Annotated in this window: 10 protein-coding genes; 7 read left to right on the top strand and 3 right to left on the bottom strand. The window is 73.9% G+C overall.

Features of this window, described 5'->3' with window-relative positions:
* Positions 1-416: 416 nt before the first annotated feature.
* From ACGFK0_RS02905 to ACGFK0_RS02880, 6 genes are all read left to right on the top strand, one after another.
* Positions 417-1,427 carry an alpha/beta hydrolase gene (locus ACGFK0_RS02905; protein WP_392899146.1) on the top strand — a complete coding sequence of 337 codons (1,011 nt, stop codon included), beginning with the start codon at positions 417-419 and terminating at the stop codon, positions 1,425-1,427.
* Between the two features lie 198 nt (positions 1,428-1,625).
* Positions 1,626-6,197 (top strand): SDR family NAD(P)-dependent oxidoreductase, encoded by a 4,572-nt coding sequence (locus tag ACGFK0_RS02900; RefSeq protein ID WP_392899143.1) that lies wholly within the window; start codon positions 1,626-1,628, stop codon positions 6,195-6,197.
* Positions 6,194-10,441, top strand: coding sequence for a beta-ketoacyl synthase N-terminal-like domain-containing protein (locus ACGFK0_RS02895; RefSeq protein ID WP_392899140.1), 4,248 nt, complete (start codon positions 6,194-6,196; stop codon positions 10,439-10,441). Before ACGFK0_RS02900 ends, ACGFK0_RS02895 begins: the two co-directional genes overlap by 4 nt.
* Entirely contained in the window at positions 10,438-10,722 is a 285-nt protein-coding gene (locus tag ACGFK0_RS02890; RefSeq protein ID WP_392899138.1) for a hypothetical protein, read from the top strand. The genes ACGFK0_RS02895 and ACGFK0_RS02890 overlap by 4 nt, the downstream gene beginning before the upstream one ends.
* A complete protein-coding gene (locus ACGFK0_RS02885) occupies positions 10,722-12,029 on the top strand; it encodes a nucleotide disphospho-sugar-binding domain-containing protein (protein ID WP_392899136.1) in 1,308 nt (435 codons plus the stop codon). The genes ACGFK0_RS02890 and ACGFK0_RS02885 overlap by 1 nt, the downstream gene beginning before the upstream one ends.
* Before the next feature lie 100 nt (positions 12,030-12,129).
* A complete protein-coding gene (locus ACGFK0_RS02880) occupies positions 12,130-12,486 on the top strand; it encodes a hypothetical protein (RefSeq protein ID WP_392899134.1) in 357 nt (118 codons plus the stop codon).
* A gap of 84 nt (positions 12,487-12,570) precedes the next feature.
* Here ACGFK0_RS02880 and ACGFK0_RS02875 read toward each other — a convergent pair whose 3' ends face one another.
* Genes ACGFK0_RS02875 through ACGFK0_RS02865 form a run of 3 tightly spaced genes read right to left on the bottom strand, consistent with a single transcriptional unit; the run spans position 12,571 to position 16,571 of the window.
* Complete coding sequence (locus ACGFK0_RS02875; protein ID WP_392899131.1) at positions 12,571-13,224, bottom strand: DUF1361 domain-containing protein; 654 nt, start codon at positions 13,222-13,224, stop codon at positions 12,571-12,573.
* A 15-nt stretch (positions 13,225-13,239) separates the two neighbouring features.
* The gene (locus ACGFK0_RS02870; protein ID WP_392899129.1) at positions 13,240-15,984 is read right to left on the bottom strand and encodes an ATP-binding protein; all 2,745 of its coding nucleotides are present in this window, start codon (positions 15,982-15,984) and stop codon (positions 13,240-13,242) included.
* Between the two features lie 11 nt (positions 15,985-15,995).
* Positions 15,996-16,571 (bottom strand): exonuclease, encoded by a 576-nt coding sequence (locus tag ACGFK0_RS02865; protein ID WP_392899127.1) that lies wholly within the window; start codon positions 16,569-16,571, stop codon positions 15,996-15,998.
* A gap of 263 nt (positions 16,572-16,834) precedes the next feature.
* Between ACGFK0_RS02865 and ACGFK0_RS02860 the strand changes: the two genes are divergently transcribed.
* Positions 16,835-18,979, top strand: coding sequence for a hypothetical protein (locus tag ACGFK0_RS02860; RefSeq protein WP_392899125.1), 2,145 nt, complete (start codon positions 16,835-16,837; stop codon positions 18,977-18,979).
* The last annotated feature ends 4 nt before the right edge of the window (positions 18,980-18,983 follow it).

Raw genomic sequence — 18,983 nt, 5'->3', positions numbered from 1 at the left:
TCGAACCGGGGCGGGGCAGGGCATCACCGTCTCGGGTCGTCGGCCGGTCCGCACCGGGAGGACGGCGACCGATCCGATCGGCCGGCGCCCGGCCTGCGCCGACGTGCCCGACGATCCAGAGTAGCCAGCGGGGACGGCGGCGGCGGAGCGGGCCTCGCCCGCAGAATTCGCGCGCTGTCAATCCGAATTAACGAAGGATTCACAGCCGACGATATCGACCGGGCCCTGACCAGTGTACTAATGGCTTGACGGGGCCGTGGAGGAGGCACGGCCGCCTTTGGTCAATGCGCGCCCGGCGTGTCCGTCGAACGTGGATGGATAATGACGAAATGATCCTTTCCCCGCGAAGCTTGCGAGCCGCCACGTCAAATCTCCTTCAGCTGGCGCTGTACGGGCATGTCGCCGATCTGTGTCCGATGCCGGCGGAGACGATCGGCGGCGGGCCGCGCCGGTCGGTGCACCGCTACCGGCCGCCGGAGGGGGTGGTGCCGGCCGGGCCGCCGGTGCTGCTGGTCCCGCCGCCGGCGGCGCCGGCGCGCTGCTACGACCTGCGCCGGGGGTGCAGCCTCGCCGAGCATGTCGTCCGGGCCGGGCGGCGCAGCTACCTGCTCGACGAGGCGCCGGCCGGGTGCGGCGGCCGTGACCTGGGGCTCGACGAGTGGGTCGGGGACGTGCTGCCGGACGCGATCCGGTCCGTCAGCCGGGACGCGGGCGGGCAGCCCGTCCAGCTCGTCGGCTGGTGTCTCGGCGGCATCCTCTCGCTGCTGGCCGCCGCCGACGGGCCCGGCCTGCCGATCGCGTCCGTCGCCGTGATCGCCGCGCCGGTCGACGCGGACGCGGTGCGGCGCGCGGCGCCGCTGCGGTCGCTGCTCGGCCTCGGCCGCGGCGCGGAGGCGGACCTGATGGGGCAGATGTTCGGGGGCCTTCCAGGGCCACTGGTGAAACGAGTCTGCCAGGTCACCGGAATAGACAAATGCATTCTTCGTCCCGGCAGGATGCTGACCAGCCTTCACAACGCCGATGTCCTGGCTCAGGCCGAGGCCGTCGATCATTTAACGGAGATGATGTCCGCCTATCCGGGACATGCCGCACGACGGATTTACCGGACCCTTTTGCAGGACAACGCGCTGATGCGCGGCACCGCCGTGATCGGCGGCCGCCGGGTGGATCTCGGCCGGGTCGCCGTGCCGGTACTGGCCATCGCGGGACGCGGCGACGCGCTCGCACCGGTCCGGGCCGTCCTGCCGCTCGTCCGGCTGCTGGGCGGGGCGCCGCAGGTGCGCTTCGAGGTCGCGTCCGGCGGCCACCTGGGCGTGCTGACCGGACGTTCGGCCAAGGCGACCACGTGGCGGCACCTGGACCGCTGGCTCGACGAGGGCATCGTCCGGCACGGCATCCGCCCGCACCGCTCCACCGTCCCCGTCTGACCCGCCTCCCCGGCCGGGCTCCGGAGGTCTCCGCCACGTCAAGGGACGGTCCGGACTTCTTTGCGGTGCCGCCATCGGCGCGCACTCGGGTGTGTCGTCCCGGTAACGGACGGGTCGCCGACCGTAGTGTGGCGCACCGTTGTTGCGAGCCGCGCCGGGCCGGGAAGCCGGGCCGGGCGGGACGTCGGGGGGCAGCGCATGGCGGCGGACACGGGCGAGTACGGGCGAGAGCCGGGGGACCCTCCCCGGGCCGGGATCATGGGGGCCACCCCGTCCGGCCGTCCCGCCGACATCGCGATCATCGGCATCGGCTGCGTCTTCCCGGGCGCCCGCGACGCCGACGGCTACTGGGCGAACATCGTCGCGGGCGCCGACTCCGTCACCGAGGTCACGCGCTGGGACCCCGGGATCCACTACGACCCGTCCACGGAAGGCAGGTCGCCGTCCAAATGGGGCGGGTTCATCCCTGACATCCCGTTCGACCCCCACGCGTACGGCATCCCGCCCCACGCGCTCGGCAGCATCGAACCGGTCCAGCTCCTCTCCCTGGAGGTCGCGTCGCGCGCGCTCCAGGACGCCGGATACGCCGACCGGCCGTTCGACCGCTCCAGCACGTCGGTGTTCTTCGGCGCCGGGGGCGGCGGAGACCTCGGTACGGCCTACGCGGTGCGCGCGACGCTCCCGTCCTACTTCGGCGAGGTGCCGGCCGTCCTGGACGAGCGGCTCCCGCGCCCCACCGAGGAATCCCTGCCCGGCGTCCTCTCCAACGTGATCGCCGGACGGATCGCCGGCGCCCTCGGCCTCCGCGGCGCCGGGTACACCGTGGACGCCGCGGGTGCCGCGTCCCTCGCCGCGCTCGACGCCGCCTGCAAGGACCTCGTCACCGGCGCCAGCGACATGGTGCTCTGCGGCGGCGCCGACCTCGGCAACGGCGTCCGGGACTACCTGCTGCTCGCCGCGGCCCGCGCGCTGTCGCCGTCCGGCCGCTGCGCCGCGTTCGACGCGTCCGCGGACGGCATCGCGCCCGGCGAAGGCGTCGCCTGCGTCGTCCTCAAACGCCTCGCCGACGCCGAACGCGACGGCGACCGGATCTACGCGGTCGTCAAGTCCGTCGCCGGAGCCGCCGACGGACGCGCCCCCGGCGACGCGGACCCCACCCCGCCGCACGGCGAAGGGCGGCGGCTCGCGCTGGACCGCGCCTGCGAACGCGCGGGCGTCCCACCCACCGGCATCGGCCTCATCGAGACGGACGGCACCGGCGTCCAAGCCGGTGACCGGGCGGAACTCACCGCCCTGGCCTCGGCGTTCACCGGCGCCGCCGCGGGGGCCGTCACGCTCGGATCGGTCAAGACGCAGATCGGGCACACCGGCTGCGCCGCGGGCCTCGCCGGGCTCATCAAGACCGCGTACGCCCTGCACACCGGCGTGCTCCCGGGGACGCTGCACCTGTCGCGCCCCGGCCCCGAGTGGAGACCCGGCGGCCCGTTCGTGTTCGGCGGCGCCGCGCGCCCGTGGGCGGCACGTCCCGGCGACCGGTACGCGGGGGTGAGCGGCTCCGGTGCGGGCGGCGTGAACTTCCACGCCGTCCTGTCCGGATACGGCGGTGCGCCCGAGCCCGTGTCCGGGCTCGCCGAATGGCCCGCCGAGCTGTTCGTGATCCGCGCGGCCGACCGTCCCGCCGCCCGCGCGGAGATCGACCGCCTCGTGGAACTGGCCGCCGGCGAGCCGCGGCTCCGCGACCTCGCGCGGACGGCCGCGTCCCTGGAGGGGCCCGTGCAGGCGGCGTTCGTGGCGACCGGCCTGGACGACCTCCGCCGCGGACTCGCGCTCGCCGGAGAGTTCCGCCCCGCACCGGGCGTCTTCCTCCCGTCCGGCGGGCCCGGCCAGGTCGCGTTCGTCTTCCCCGGCCAGGGCAGCCAGCGGCCCGCCATGCTCGCCGACCTCTTCGTCGCCTTCCCGCGCCTCCAGCGCCTCCTCCGCCTCGCCGGGGGGCGGTACGCCCCCGCGATGTTCCCGCCCGCCGCGTTCACGGCCGACGAGACCGGCCGCCACCAGGCCGAGATCACCCGGGTCGCCCAGCCCGCCCTCGGCATCGCCGGACTCGCCGTCCACCGCCTGCTCACCGCCGTCGGTGTCCATCCCGACCTCGCCGCCGGACACGGCCACGGCGAACTCGTCGCGCTCTGCGCCGCCGGCGTCGTCGACGACACCGACATGATCGAACTCAGCGCCGCCCGCGCCGAGGCGATCCTGGCCGCCGCGGGCGGCGACCCGGGCGCGATGGCCACCGTCGCCGCGTCCCTGCGCGAGGTCCGCGAGACGCTCTCCGGCGTCTGCGAGGTCGTCATCGCCAACCACAACGCGCCCCGCCAGGTCACGATCTCTGGAACCCGCGCGGGCCTGGACCGCGCTCTCGCCGCCCTGTCCGCCGCGGGCCTCGCCGCCGAACGCATCCCCGTGCCGTGCGCGTTCCACAGCCCCCTCGTCGCCGCGGCGTCCGCCGACCTCCGCACCGACCTCCTCGGCCGCGACCTCCGCTCACCCGCCTTCCCCGTCTGGGCCAACGCGACCGCCGCCCCCTACGACACCGACCCCGCCGGACTCGCCGCCACCCTCGCCGGGCAGATCGCCGCGCCGGTCCGCTTCGTCGAGCAGATCGACGCCATGTACGCGGCGGGTGCCCGCACCTTCATCGAGGCGGGCCCCGGAGACGTCCTGACCGGGTTCATCGGCAAGATCCTCGGCGACCGCCCGCACACCGCCGTGAGCTGCGACGCCCCCGGCGAGAACGGCCTCACGCACTTCCTGCGCACCCTGGCCGGGCTCGCCGCCGCCGGTGTCCCCGTCGACCCGCTGCCCCTCTTCGCCGGACGCGGCGCCCGCCCGCTCACCGCCGCCCCCGCGCCGGCGCCCGGCTGGCTCGTCAACGGGCACCTCGTCCGCACCGCCGACGGCGGCTACCCGGACAACGCGCTCCGCCCGGCCGAACGCGTCCCGGAAGGCGGCGACCGTGACGCCGAGGCCGCCGTCCTGGAATACCTGCGAGCCGGACGCGAACTGATCGCCGCTCAGCGCGAGGTCGTCCTCCGCCACCTGGGTGCGGCACCACCGGCGCCGGTCCCGGCGCCCCGTCCCGTCGTCTCGGGCGAAACCGTGACCGTCCCGCAGCCGGCGCGGCCGAGCTCACACGTGAAGACCATGGCCCTCTCCGGCCCCGGAGCCCCCGCGCCCTCCACGGAGAGCGACTCCTCGGTGGGGCCCCGTGCGGACGGCCCGGCCGCGTCGCCGGCGGAGGTGTCCGCCCGGCCGGGGCCGGTCCGGCACGTTCTCCGGGTCGTGGAGCTGGACGCGCCGCCGGTGCCGCCCGAATCGGGGTCGGCGTTCACGGGGCGGCGGTTCACCGTCGTCGACGACGGGTGCGGGATCGCGCTGGAACTCGCCGCCATGCTCGCACGGCACGGCGCGCAGGTGCGGACGCCGCGCGAGGTCGACGGTGCCTGCGACGGGCTGATCCATCTGGCGGCGCTGCGGCCGGGCGCGACCGGCGTGCTGCCTCAGGCGTACGGCGGCATCCGGCGGGCGCTGGCCGGCGGGATGCGGTGGCTGGTCGTCGCGAGCGGGGCCGGCGGGCGGTTCGGGCGGCGGTTCGGCGGCGGCATCGGCGATCCGGCGCCGGGCGCCGGGCTGCGGGGGCTGGCGCGGACGGTCGCGCAGGAGTATCCCGAGGTGCTCGTACGGGCGCTGGACGTCGACACCGAGGACACGCCGCGGGCGATCGCGCAGCGGATCACGGCGGAGCTGCTGGACGCGGACGCGCCGGTCGTGGTCGGGCACGCGGGCGGCCTGCGGCACGGCCTGAGCGTGGTCCCGGCGGAACCGCCGAGCGATCCCCCGGTGACCGGCACGCCGCCGGGGCCGGACGGGGTCGTGCTCCTCACCGGCGGCGCACGCGGCGCCACCGCGCGGGTGGCGCTGGAACTGGCCCGGACGAGCGGCTGCCACATCGAGGTCATGGGACGCACGCCGGAGCCGGTGGGCGAGCCCGCGTTCCCGGACGTCCCGGACGAGGCCGGGCTCCGGCGGGCACTGGTCGCGAGAGGCGGAGGGGACACCGGAGAGATCGAGGCGGCGGTCCGGCGGATCCTGGCGGACCGGGAGGCACGCCGGAACCTGGACGCGCTGCGGGAGCATGCGGCGTCCGTCCGGTACCACGCGGGGGACGTGAGGGACGCCCAGGCCGTGCGGGACGTCGTCGGCGACGTCCATGCCCGGCACGGCCGGCTCGACGGGGTCGTCCACGGCGCCGGGCTCGTCGAGAGCCGGCTGGTCCGGGACATGACACCCGAATCGTTCGAGCGCGTCTACCGGACGAAGGTGGACGGGGCGTGCGCGCTCGCCCAGGCGGTCGAGCCGGACCTCGGGTTCTTCGTCGTCCTCGGCGGCATCGCCGGTGTGCGCGGCGGCCGCGGGCAGGTCGCGGAAGCGGCCGCGGGCGACGCGTGCGGCGCGCTCGCGCATGTCTGGCGGACGCGGCTGCGCGGGCGGGTGCTCGTCGCCGCCTGGGACACGTGGGCGCGAAGCGAACCGGCCCGCGAATCGGCACGAGGACGTGGTGAGGGGCCGGTCGAGGCGGAGGCGGCGGCGGAGGCGTGTGCGGCGGCACTGCTGCGCGAGATCGCGCACGGAGATGAGACGCACGTCGTGTTCACCGGGCCCGTCCCCACCGAACCCATGTCCACCGGGCCTGTGTCCGCCAGGGGAGTCCGGTGAGCGACGCTCGGGAGCCGATCGCGATCGTCGGCGCGGGGGCGGTCTTCCCCGGCGCGGGGTCGGCGGCCGAGCTGTGGCGCAACATCCTGGCCGGGTTCGACGCGATCACCGAGGTGCCCGCGGGGCGGTGGGATCCCGCGCTCTACTACGACCCCGGCGCATACGGGCGGGCCCCGGAGAGCGACCGGTTCTACTGCCGGCGCGGCGGGTTCGTCGACGAGCTGGCCACGTTCGACCCGGCGCGGTTCGGGATCATGCCGGCGGCGGTGCCGGGCATGGAACCCGACCAGCTTCTCGCGCTGCGCACCGCCGGGGAGGCGATCGCGGACGCGGGCGGCGACGAGCGGCTGCCCGACCGGGCCCGGATCGGCGTCGTCATCGGACGCGGCGGATACATCACGCCGGGCGTGGCACGGTTCGATCAGCGGGTGAGGACGTCCCACCAGGTCACCGGGATCCTCGCCGAGCTGGTGCCGGAACTGGGGAAACAGCGGCTGGACGAGATCCGGCGGGCGTTCTGCGAGCGGCTGGGGCCGGACGGCCCGGACGCGTCGATCGGGCTCGTTCCGAGTTTCGCCGCGTCCCGCATCGCCCACGGCTTCGACCTGCACGGTCCCGCGTACACGCTGGACGCGGCATGCGCGTCGTCGCTGCTGGCGGTCGAGCACGCCGTGCGGGCGCTGCGCGGCGGGCAGGCCGACGCGATGCTGGCCGGCGCCGTCCACCATGCCCACCACGCGACCGTCTGGAGCGTCTTCTGCCAGCTCCGCGCGCTGAGCCCGAGCGAGACGATCCGGCCGTTCGACCGGGCGGCGGACGGGACGCTCCTGGCGGAGGGCACCGGGGTCGTCCTGCTCAAGCGGCTGTCGGACGCCGAGCGGGCCGGTGACCGGGTCCACGCGGTCATCCTGGGCGCCGGGTCGTCCAGCGACGGCCGCGCGTCGAGCATCATGAGCCCGCTCGTGGAAGGGCAGGTCCTCGCGGTCGAGCGCGCCTGGCGGGACGCGGGCCTCGACCCGGCGGCGCCCGGCGCGCTGGGGCTGGTCGAGGCGCACGGCACCGGGACCCCGGCGGGCGACGAGGCGGAGCTGGCGACACTGCGCCGGGTGTTCGGGACGGGCGGCCCGCCGATCGGCCTCGGCACGGTCAAGTCGATGATCGGGCACGCGATGCCGGCCGCCGGGATCGCCGGGCTGATCAAGGCGGCGTTCGCGCTGCGCGACGGTGTCCTGCCGCCGACGCTGCACGTGGACGACCCGCACCCGGCGCTGGAGAACGGCAGGCTGCGCCTCGTGCGGGAGGCCGCCGAGTGGGGGCGGGGGGACGGGCCGCGACGGGCCGTGGTCAACGCGTTCGGGTTCGGCGGCGCGAACGCCCATCTGGTCCTTCAGGAGCCGCCGTCGAGCGGCGTCCGGCGGGCCAGACGGCCCCGGCGGCTCGACACGCCGCCGTCGGACGAGGTCGTCCTGCGGCTGGCGGCCAGCACGACCGACGAACTCGCCGACGCCCTGGCCGCCCCCGACGAGAGGCTTCTGGCGCAGGCGCCGCGGGACGTCCCCGACCTTCCGTGCCGGCTCGCGGTGGTCGCGCCGACGCCGCGCAGGCTCGACCTGGCGCGAGCCGTCGTCCAGCGCGGAACCGCTTGGCGTGGCCGCAGCGACGTGTGGTTCTCACCCCGCCCGCTCCTCGCGGAGGACGGGCGGCTGGCGTTCCTGTTCCCCGGCTTCGAACCCGCCTTCGACCCCCGCGTGGACGATGTCGCCGAGCACTTCGGGCTGCCCCGGCCCGAGCCGACCGGGCGCACCGACCTGGCGGGCCACGCCGCCGACATCATCGGCGTCGGCCGCCTGCTGGCCTCGGCCCTCGCCGAACTCGGCGTCGAACCGGACGTCGTGGCAGGTCACAGCCTCGGCGAGTGGACGGCCACGATCACCGCCGGGATGTTCGACGCCGGTGCCGCCGAGGCGCTGGTCCGCGCCCTCGACGGCGACGCCCTGGATGTCCAGGACGTCGTGTACGCGGCGCTCGGCTGCGGTGCGGCCCAGGCGCAGGAGGCGGCCGGCGGACGTTCCGGTGTTCTCGTCAGTCACGACAACTGCCCGCACCAGTCGGTGATCTGCGGCCCGGCCGGGGAGGTCCGCGAAATCCTCGGGCGGCTCGCGTCCGAGGGCGTCCTCGGGCAGGAGTTGCCGTTCCGGACGGGCCTCCACACACCGCTGGCCGAGGCGTACGAGAAACAGGTGCGACACGCGTTCGAGGCTCTGCACGTGCACGAGCCCAGCGTGCCGCCGTGGTCGGCGACGACCGTCGCGCCGTACCCGCGTTCGGCCGCCGGCGTGCGCGACCTCGCCGTCCGGCACCTGCTCGAACCCGTCCGGTTCAGCGAGCTGATCGAGGAGCTGTACGGCGCGGCCCACGTGCGGGCGTTCGTGCAGGTCGGACCGGGGAGTCTCACGGGGTTCGTCGCCGACCGGCTCGGCGGCCGCGAGCACCTCGCGATGGCCGTCAACGTCCCGAACCGGGACGGGATGGCTCAGCTCCGCCGCGTCGTCGCCGCGCTGTGGGCCGAAGGGTACGGCGCGTCGCCGCCGCCCGCGCCCGCCACGGGCATGGCCCTCGATCTCGGGACGCCGCTGGTCCGGCTGGACGGTGCCGTGGCGCCCGTCCGCCTCACGTCCGGTGTCCCGCCGCTGCCGGCCGACGATCCGGTCGTGGCCGAGCTGGAGGCGCTGCTCAACGACGCGGCGACCGGGGCGCAGTCGGTCCTGGAGGCGCTCGGCGGCGGGCCGGCGTCCGCGCCGTCCGGCGAGGTGCCGCCGGTGGCGGAGGAACTGTCCGTCTCGCGTGTCTTCTCGCTCGATTCGATGCCGTACCTGCGCGATCACTGCGTGTTCCCGCAGGCCACCGGCTGGCCCGACATGTCGGACAGGTTTCCGATCGTTCCGCTGACGACGCTGCTGGAGGTCATGGCCGACACGGCCCGGGAACTGCTGCCCGACATGGCCGTCGTCGGCTTCGAGGACGTCCGCGCCGTCCGCTGGGTCGTGGCCGCCCCGCCGACCACCGCCGATGTCAGCGCCTACGTCATCGGCGGCGACCGGCCGCGCAAGGTGAAGGTCATCGTCCAAGGGCACGCGGACGGGACGGTGCTGCTCGCTGAGCACTACCCGGTGCCGCCCGCGCCGGACCGCACGCCGCTGACCATCGAAGGTCCGCCCATCGTCAGCGCGCAACGGCTGTACGAGGAACGCTGGATGTTCCACGGCCCCCTCTTCCGCGGCATCACCGAGATCACGGCTCTCGCAGAGGACGGTATACGCGCCGTCCTGACGTCACTGCCCACACCAGGCGCGCTCCTGGACAGCGCAGGGCAGCTCTGCGGCCACTGGATCCAGGTGTACGGCGACACCAACCAGACCGTGTTCCCGGTCGGAATCGAACGGCTCGCCCTGTACGGGCCACTGCCGTCCACAGGCGAACACCTGGAGACGACCGTCTGGAACCAGTCCCTGACCGACACGACCATGCGCTGCTCCGCCGAACTGGTCCGTGAGGACGGGACGCTGTGGGCACGCGTCGACGGATGGACCACTCACCGCTACTACACGGACGAAGCCCTCTGGCGGATGAAGTTCACGGCCGAAGTATCCGGAACAGGCGAACCGCAGCCGGGCGGCTGGTGCCTGGCCCGCAGACGCTGGGACGGCACCGCGTCCCGCGACCTCCTCATGCGCCAGTACCTCTGCGCTGGCGAACGCGCCGAATACGAGGCTCTCCCGCCGTTCGCCCAAGGCCCATGGCTCCTCGGGCGGATCGCGGCCAAGGACGCCGTCCGGGACCACCTGTGGCGCAACGGCCACGGGCCCCTGTTCCCGGCGGAACTCACCGTCCACGACGGGCCTATGGTGACAGGACCGTTCGATGAACCCCTCGCCATCTCCATCGCCTCAGACGCCGAACTGGGTGTCGCCCTGGTACGGCCCGGCGACGAACCGGCCGGCATCGGCCTGGCCCAAGACGAGAAGGACGCACGCGTACGCGCAGCAGAACAAGCAGTACTGCAATCGATGGACATCACCCGATCCGACCGTCCCGAACTCGTCGTGACCGTCGCCGATGCCGAACGGCTCCTCATCGCCGCCAACGGCACGGTCACGACGGTGGAGACACGCGAACTCGAAGGACACGTCGTGGCCTGGACGGTCGAGGCGGGCGGAACAGACATGGAGGAGGCCCGAGCATGAACGACGCCCTGTCCGAGGTCGTCCGGATGCTGACAGACGTGGTGGGGGAGGAGTTCCTCCTCGACGTGGAGATCGGCCCGGAGACCACGTTCAGCGACGCCCTCGCCCTGGAGAGCATCGAGTTCGCGGCCCTCGCCGACCGGCTCCGCGTCCGCCACGGCGACGCCGGCGACCTCTCCGCCTTCCTCGCCGGTCTGGACCTCGACCAGATCGTGAACCTGACCGTCGGGGACGTGGCGGACCACATCGCCGGCACGCGGACGCCCGCCGGAGCCGCCTGATGAGCGCCCGCCGCATGCAGGTCCCGTCCCTGCTCGGAGACCCCGGCATCCGGCGCGTGAGAACACCCGAACGCCGCTTCCTGTTCGCCGTCCCGCCGCTGAGCGGCCCTGTGCCCCCGAACACCGCGGGACCCGCCGGAACCGGGGCCGCCGCCGGCGCCGGGGCCGGCACCGGGGTCACCTCGACCGCCGCGGTCGCGCCGGCCGCCGCCGTCGCCGCCGAACTCGCGCGCCGCGGCCACAAGGTCGCCTGGACGGGCCACCGGGCGTCCCTCGAACCCCGGCTCCGCCCCGGCTCCCGCGTCATCGACGCCGTCGGGGAGGACTTCGGGAAACGCCTGCCCGGCCTCCGGGACGAGTGGCTGGAACTGCGCGGCCTCGCCGCACTCCGCTTCCTCTGGAGGGACATCCTCGTCCCGCTCGGGCACGCGATGATGCCGGGCACCGGGAAGGCGATCGACCGTTTCCGCCCGGACGTCGTGGTCTGTGACCAGTTCGCCCTCGCCGCCCCCGTCGCGGCCCGGCACCGCGGGATCCCGTGGGCGACCTCCGCCGCGACGTCCGCCGAGTTCACCCGCCCGCTCGCCGCCCTGCCGAAGGTCGAGGAGTGGATCCGCGACCAGATCGCTGGCTTCCAGCTCGACCACGGCGTCGACGACCTGCTCGACCTGCGCTTCTCCGACCATCTCGTCCTGGTCTTCTCCACGGGAGGGCTGATCGGCGATATCTCGGTCTTCCCCGACCATTTCGCCTTCGTCGGCCCGGCGCTCGGCCGCCCCGCGCCGCGCGCGTTCCCCTGGGACCGGCTGGACGGCCGCCCCTCCGTCCTGGTCACCATGGGTGCGGCGAACGGCCCGTCCGGCGACCGGTTCTTCCGGATCGCCGCCGAAGCCGTCCGCGACATGGACGTCCAGGCGATCCTCGTGGCGCCCCCGGACGTGGTGGCGGACCCGCCGCCGAACGTCCTCGTCCGTGCCGACGTCCCGCAGCACAAGCTGCTCGAACACGTCTCCGCCGTCGTCTGCCAGGGCGACCACGACACCGTCTGCACGTCCCTCTCGCAGGGCCTCCCGCTGGTGGCGGCCCCCGACCGGGACGACCAGCCGGTGATCGCCCGCCAGGTCGAGGCGGCGGGGGCGGGCATCGCCGTCCGCTACTCCCGCGTCCGCCCGGACGAACTCCGGACCGCCCTCGCCGCCGTCCTCACGGACGGCCCGCACCGCCCCGCAGCCGAACGCGTCGCGGCCTCCATCGCCTCCGCCGGAGGCGCCGCCGAAGCAGCCGACCGCCTGGAGAAGATCGCGTGACGGCATGTGCGGGCCGCGGCTTCGCCGGCCCGGTTCCCGAGGCCGGGGCGAGCTTGGTGAGCGCGACCGTGACAAGCGGGATCTCTGTATCGTGCAGGCCATGTCAGGGAAGAAGATCAGCCCGCCCTTCGTCATTCTTTGCTTCGTCGGCTTCTTGATCATCGCTTTCTCGCTCTTCGGCACGATCGTCGTCGGCGCGAAGGTGGACGAGGCCGGTGAGGACAAGAGCGAGATAGCGCTGCAGCTCTCGACGATGCTCAACTTCATCGTCGCCGGGTTGGCGTTCGTGCTGGCCGGGGTGGGGTTCCAGCTCACGGCCGGTCCGAAACCGGCCCAGTCGCCCGTCCCGGGGCAGCCGCCGGCGCAACCGTACGGCCAGGCCGCGCAGCCGCAGTACCAGCAGCAGGCGCCGCCGTCCGGCCAGCAGTGGGGTCAGCAGCCCCCGGCACAACCCTGACGGTGCCGGTTCGCGACATGCCGGTTCACAACATGCCGGTTCGGGGCGTACAGGATCAGGACGTGCGGGATCAGGGCGTGCCGGTCAGGACGTGAGGGTCGTGCGGAGGAAGCGCGCGCCCTTCAGGGTGGTCTCGAACGAGGCTTCGGCGATCGCCCTGGTGATGAAGTGGCAGATCCACGTGACCAGGAACGTGGCCAGGATCAGTACCGGCGCCCATGTCCAGGTGAGGTGAAGGAGGATCCGTTCGAGGGTGCCGTGCGGGTCGGCGACCGGTTCCCAGCTGTTGAGGCGGGCCCACCGCCCGAGGAAGACGCCGATGGCGCACAGGCCGTGCGCCGCGATCGTGGCCGGGAACCGCCACGCTCCCAGGCCGATGCGGGCGAGGTGGCCGAGTGCTGCGCGGAGCGCCAGATAGTAGGCCAGGAAACCGGATCCGATGAACAGCGCGTAAAGGGGCAGGATCACGCTGACCACCGGGCCGCCGTCGTTGGCCTGGAGGATGTCGCCGCGCAGATGAACGATGTCGGTGACGACGTACGGTGCATTCGGTAGGAAGAGGACGAATAGCGTCAATCCGGCCCACCAGAAGGGTGAGCGCGACACGCGGTCGCCACGGAAGAGCGCCCAGGCCAGGCCCACGGGAATCCACGCCAGGATGGTGTTCCAGGCCATCCACAGAGCGTCGCGGCGGAGGACGTCGACCAGATTCGGTGCCACCTGCTCCAAGATCCCCATGGAGTCCATACTGCATCAGTCGCCCGTGATGTAGGAGTCCAGCAGGCCGTCCGAGATGTGGAGATTCTGTGCGGCTTCGCGGAGGCGGTCGGGCCAGTCGGAGTCGGCGCGGAGGGCGCCCACGGCGGTTTCGATCGCCGCGGTCGTGCCCCAGACGGCGATCGTGCGGGCGTCCAGGTCGCGTTGGTCCCGGGCCCACCAGGCGTTGATGTGACCGAGTTGCTCGACGAGAGTATCGCCCGGAATCACGCGTCCATAGAGGGACGTCCATTCATCGCTTCGGCTGTGCCGGCCCGCGTCAGGGACCGCCTGGTGCGCTTCCTGGAGTTCCTCTAGGACGAGGCACCAGCGGTACGGCGTGGCGAAGTATTCGGACTCGTTCGCCATACAAGGCGCACCGTGAAAAGCGCCCGTGAGGTGCCCGGCCAGTTCGGTGGGAGCGCTGCGGGCCGCGACGGCGGCGTCGACGGCGTGGGAGAGGGCGCAGTCGCGGAGTCGCGAGGGCAGCCCCTCAAGCACCGAAAGGGGCGGATTGGGAGTACCCCACCCGGTCAGATGGGCGGCCGCGGCCAGTTCCGCCCACAGGACGAGTTCGGGACGCTCGTCCAACGCGCGCTGTGCCGTGCGCATGTCGCGGAGGGTGCAGGGGGAGTCGCGGCAGTCCGTCCCGCAGGTGCCGCTCCGGGGGTTCACCAGGACGCGGGGGGACGCGACCGGCGCGGCCTTCTCCAGGTGGGAGCCGTCCGGCATGCGGACGAGATGCGGGTAGTCCATGCCGTCGGTGAACACGGCGCCCTCGCCCGGCGTCAGGGTGACCAGGTACTGCGACTGGTCCTCGGTGATGTTCATCGTGGCGCCGACCGCGTCCCGGTCGTCCTTCGCCGGCAGCCGGTGGACGATCTTGACGGCGGTGTTCTTGATGACGTCCGGGACGAGCTTGGACGGGATCTGCTCCGCCACGATCAGCCCCTCGCCGTACGCGCGGATCTCGGCGAGGAGGCTCGCGAACGTCTCCACGGCGTGGGACGCGGGCCCCGCCTCCTCGCTGCGGCGCAGCAGCCGGTGCGCCTCCTCGAACACGCTCAGATGCCGCAGCCCCGCCGAACCCCCCTGACGCTGCTGCATCCGCAGGTGCTCGACCAGCCGCACCAGCACGGTGCCCATCAGGAACGCCTTGTCGCGGTCGTCGCCGACGTCCTCGATCTCCAGGACGACGTTGCGGGAGAGCAGCGCGCCGAAGTCGATCGGGTGGCCGCCCTCGAAGAACCGCCCGGTGGTACCGAGCCGGAGGCTGGACAGCCGGACGCGGATGAACCCGCGGACGTTGTCGGTGATCTCCTGGCCGTAGCCGATGTCGCTGACGACCTGCTCGGCGGTGGCCTGCAGGTCGGCGAGGGTCGGGTAGCGGGGGGACGTCCCCGGAAGGGACGGCTCTCCGAGCGCCAGGTCCCAGCCGAGCCGCTCATAGCACCGGGTCAGCGCGGCGGACAGCACCTGCGGGAACGGTTCGTCGGCGTCGAACGCGGCGAGGAACAGGGCACGGAGCAGGTCGGCGTGGGTCTGCAGCGGGAACGGCCGCCCGTCGGGGCCGGTGGCCGGTTCGAGGGGATTGATCCCGGCGGCGATCGCGTCCGCGTCACCGGGCCGGATCGCGACGACCTCCGCGTCCGGGAGCCGCGCCGCCATCAGCCGGTACTCCGCCTTGGCGGGCTCGACCACCAGCCACGGCAGCCCGGCGCGCGAGGCGGCCGTGAGCAGCGAACGGACGGTCTGCGACTTGCCGGCGCCGGTCGCGCCGCACACGAACGTGTGCCGGTTCAGGCTGGACAGCGGCAGCGACAGCGGCCCGACCTCGCGGCGGTTGCGGTCGAGGACCCGTCCCAGCGGCACGCCCGCGTCCGCCGAGCCGGGCGTGACGTCGAACTCGGGCGTCACGTCGAACTCGGGACGCATCGCGAACCGGACACCGGCGACCTCCCGGACGGGCGGCCGGGCCAGCGCCGCCACCAGCTGCGTGCTCGCCTCGAACGGCCCGTCCGCCCCCGGGACCAGCGCGTACGGCAGCCGGCTCAGGTCGGCCGACGCGCACACCAGCGCCGCCACCCGCGCGGCGGCCCGCGGCGTCGCCGCACCCGCCATCAGATGAACCCGCCAAAGGCCGGATGTGGCCGCCTGGCGAAGCTCGCGGTGCCGCCGCTCCATCCGGACGGCGGCGACCGAGTCCTCGGGCGACAGCTCCGCCATCGACTGGGCGCGCTGCTGCCGGTCGGCCAGGTCGTCGGCCAGCCGTTCGGTCTCCGGACCCGTCACGGGCTCGGCGACCAGCATCCAGGCGAACGGCTGCATCCACACCGACAGCAGACCGTCCTCCAGGGACGGCCTCGCGGGCTCGTCCGGCGCCCCGTCGTTCGGGAGCGGGCCGTCCACCAGGAGGCCGTCGGCGATGGCGCCGATGCCGACCCAGTGCGCCATCGAGTCCTCGGCGATCCCGTGCGGGAGCATGACACCGCGTCCGCCCGCCGGGAGGCTCAGCGTCGCCGACGCGCCGTCACGGTCGGCGAGGAGCCCCTCGCCGCCGACGAACACCTCCGTTGGACCGGACGCCAGCGCGCGCCGCCAGCCGACCAGCACCGGCTCCCCGCCCGCGTGGTACGCCGACACGAGCGCGGCGAGCCGCTGGTCGCGCCACTCGTCCCGCCCGTCCGCCGCGTCCCGCCGCGGCACCTCCAGAAGCCGGCACACCGGCAGGCCGCGCACCACGTCCCACATGATCAGCCGCCCCAGCGGAACAGGTTCTGGAACAGTTCGGCCTGCTCCAGGGCATCGTCCAGCGCGTTATGGGTGTGCGGGCGGGCCGACAGCAGCGCGGCGGGCATCTGCCGTTTCGTCGATTGGGCGACCATCGCCCCCGCCTTGGCCGCGTAGAGGGTCTTGATATCGAGATGACGGGAATGCCCGAACGGCGAGCGCGACGTGAACCGCATCCAGTACCAGTACAGCCACATCCAGTCATAGGCGAGCGGGTACGCCACCAGCACCGGCAGCGCACCGCCGGAGACCGTCTTGACCCACGCGGCCGCCTCGCTCATCGCCTCCGCCGGATCGCGGCCCTCCCGGACGAGCCGCCCGCGGTCCAGCCCGCTCACCTCCAGCGCCTTCGGGTCGAAATCATCGCTGATCGGCTTCAGCTCCGCGTAGAAGGTCTTCTCGGACGGGTCGGGCGCCGTGAACCGCGTCCCGTCGAACGTCCCGCACACCGCCATCCCGAAACTGAGCATCGAGTACGGCCCCGGAACCGGCCCGTCCGCCTCGATGTCGACCGAGACATAAGACTCGGTTCGCGCCATCACCGCCGTCCTCCCCGGCCCGGCGCCCGCACCGGCGGACGGACACGCCGCTCCAGTGCCCCGCCCCGCCCTGCGGCTCCGTCCCGCTCCACCATCACGGGCAGTCAGGCTATTGAGCAAGCCCGCCCTTGGGAAGGCCGATTCGGGGCAGAGGACCTGACAAGTCCCCTGTCAATCTGCTTGGGTGGTTCGCGCATCGCCGCGCATTCCCCGCAGGGCGTGACGATCGAGTCGGCACCCGAGCAGAACGGGGGTTCAGCGTCGTGAGGGGTGGACCGGTCGATCATGAGAACCTGCTGTCGCGCCGTGACCGGCTCTTCAGCCCCGAACCCCGCCTCGGCTGGATCTTCCGGGACCGCTGGTGGTTCCTGCGGCCGTTCCCGGAGCCGCCCCCGCGGCAGCAGGCGCTGCCGGACTACCTGGCCCGCCGGGTCACCGAGACCGAGCAGGCCGCCCAGCGCCGCCTGAGCCGGACGTTCCCGGTGAGCGGGGGCATCGGCGCCCTCCTGCTGCTGTTCGCCGCCTGCTCCGCCGGCGGCTCCGCCGGGGACGCCACCGTCCCGATCGGGTCGCTGCTGCTCGCGGTCATCGCCGCGGGACCGGGCACGGCGCTGACATGGTGGGCCGTCCGGCAGCGGCAGCACGCCCGGCAGGCGTACGAGCTGGCCCAGCAGCAGATAACGAACGGCTACCAGGACCAGGCGCGGCACTGGCAGTCGCGCAAGCACGCCCACGACGCCGCTGAGCGCGCGCGGCTCGACGGCCTGCCCGAATGGGGCGCGGCCCCGCGGCCCGGTCGCCGCCTCGACGTGTTCGGCGGGACCCTGTGGGCGTGGGAGGCGCTGCTGACCACGTACGGGACGTCCACCCTCGCCGTGCAGCCGCTCCTGGTGCTCGACCTGTCCCGCGAGGTCGTCAGCCGTGAACTGGTCGAACTGTCCCAGGCCGCCTGGATGGGGGTGGACGCGCAACTGCTGCCCAGCCGCCAGGCCTCGTCCACCCTCCTGACGGACATGTCGCCGCAAGACCTCGTGGACGCGATCGTCGAATCCATGCACGGAGGCACCCCCGACGCCGCCCGCGCGGACCGCAGCATGGACGGCCGCATCCTGACCAAAGTGTGCGAAGCCCTCGGCGGCACCATCACCCTCGGCCGGATCGGGGCGGCCCTCCGCGCCCTGATGGGCGAACCCGACGACGGGGACCTGCTGACCCGCGAAGAGCGGCGGCACATCGCGAGCGACCTGTTCACCGTCGAGTACCGGCGCCAAGCCCACGCGAACCTGTCGCGGATCGAGTCCTACGTGCACCCGCTGGAGAACCTCGGGACGGAGCCGTCCGAGGACGGCGTCGGCTACCTGACGTGCATCGCGCTGGACAGCCAGGCCCGCAACGTCCGCTCCGAACTGCTCACCGACCTGATCGTCCAGTGGGTCACGCACCGCATCACCGCGTCCTACGACTCGACGCCCGCCCTGGTCGTCGCCGGCGCCGACGAACTGGCCCGCCGCCACCTGGAACGGCTGTCGGACGCGTGCGAGCGGCGCGGCGTCCCGCTGACCCTGCTGTTCCGGCGGCTCCGGGAGACGTCCGCGGAGATGATCGGCGGCGGCGCCGTCGCGTTCATGCGGCTCGGCAACCACGAGGACGCCACCCGGGCCGCCGACTTCATCGGACGCGACCACCGCTTCGTCCTGTCGCAGATCACCAAGAACGTCGGCGGGAACGAGTCCCACACCTCCACCGACACCCGGGGCGAGGGCGACTCCGACACCCGCAGCACGAGCCGCACGACGGGCACGTCCCGCAACTGGGGGACGAGCCGCTCGTCGGGCACCAGCTATTCGGGCGGCGAGATGTTCGGGCTGTTCCCCGACCGCTCCACCTCCTACCAGCGCGGCCGCAACCGGGGCGGCGGCACCAGCACCAGCGACACCGAGGGGATCGCCACGTCGACGTCCCGGAACTGGTCGGCCGCCTACTCCTTCGCCGAGGGCACCAACTGGAGCGACGCCGACACCACGCAGCGCGTGTACGAGTACGCCGTCGAACCCGTCTCCCTCCAGCACCTCCCGGACCACGCCCTGCTGGTGGTCGTGTCCGCTCCCGGCGGCGGCCGCACCGTCACGCCCGTCGAATGCGACCCCGCGATCATCACTCTGGACCGCGTGACCACCGGCCCCCTCCCGGACCCGCCCCCGCCCCCGCAGGCCGTCCCCGGCCCCGCCCCGGCCTCGCACGGACCCCTGACACAGCAGCCGCCGCGGTGGGCGGCCCCGCCCGCCCCGCCTCCGCCGCGGGCGCCCCTGCCGTCCGACCCGGGCCCGCCGCCCGGCGGGCAGACCGGGCCGCGCCCGCCCGGGGATCCCCGCTCCGGACCGCCGCCGCTGTTCGGCGGCAAGGGCTGATCCG

Origin of the sequence: Spirillospora sp. NPDC048823 (genome assembly GCF_043198445.1) — a bacterium.
GTDB lineage: Bacteria > Actinomycetota > Actinomycetes > Streptosporangiales > Streptosporangiaceae > Spirillospora.
The sequence above is the reverse complement of the archived record's forward strand: the minus strand, read 5'-3'. Positions and strand labels throughout refer to the sequence as shown.

What these genes read in the sequence shown, in the direction of transcription:
- ACGFK0_RS02905 (WP_392899146.1), top strand. Translation starts at nt 417, where the DNA reads ATGCCGGCGGAGACGATCGGCGGCGGGCCGCGCCGGTCGGTGCACCGC.
- ACGFK0_RS02890 (WP_392899138.1), top strand. Translation starts at nt 10,438, where the DNA reads ATGAACGACGCCCTGTCCGAGGTCGTCCGGATGCTGACAGACGTGGTG.
- ACGFK0_RS02900 (WP_392899143.1), top strand. Translation starts at nt 1,626, where the DNA reads ATGGCGGCGGACACGGGCGAGTACGGGCGAGAGCCGGGGGACCCTCCC.
- ACGFK0_RS02880 (WP_392899134.1), top strand. Translation starts at nt 12,130, where the DNA reads ATGTCAGGGAAGAAGATCAGCCCGCCCTTCGTCATTCTTTGCTTCGTC.
- ACGFK0_RS02875 (WP_392899131.1), bottom strand. Translation starts at nt 13,224, where the DNA reads ATGGGGATCTTGGAGCAGGTGGCACCGAATCTGGTCGACGTCCTCCGC.
- ACGFK0_RS02865 (WP_392899127.1), bottom strand. Translation starts at nt 16,571, where the DNA reads ATGGCGCGAACCGAGTCTTATGTCTCGGTCGACATCGAGGCGGACGGG.
- ACGFK0_RS02885 (WP_392899136.1), top strand. Translation starts at nt 10,722, where the DNA reads ATGAGCGCCCGCCGCATGCAGGTCCCGTCCCTGCTCGGAGACCCCGGC.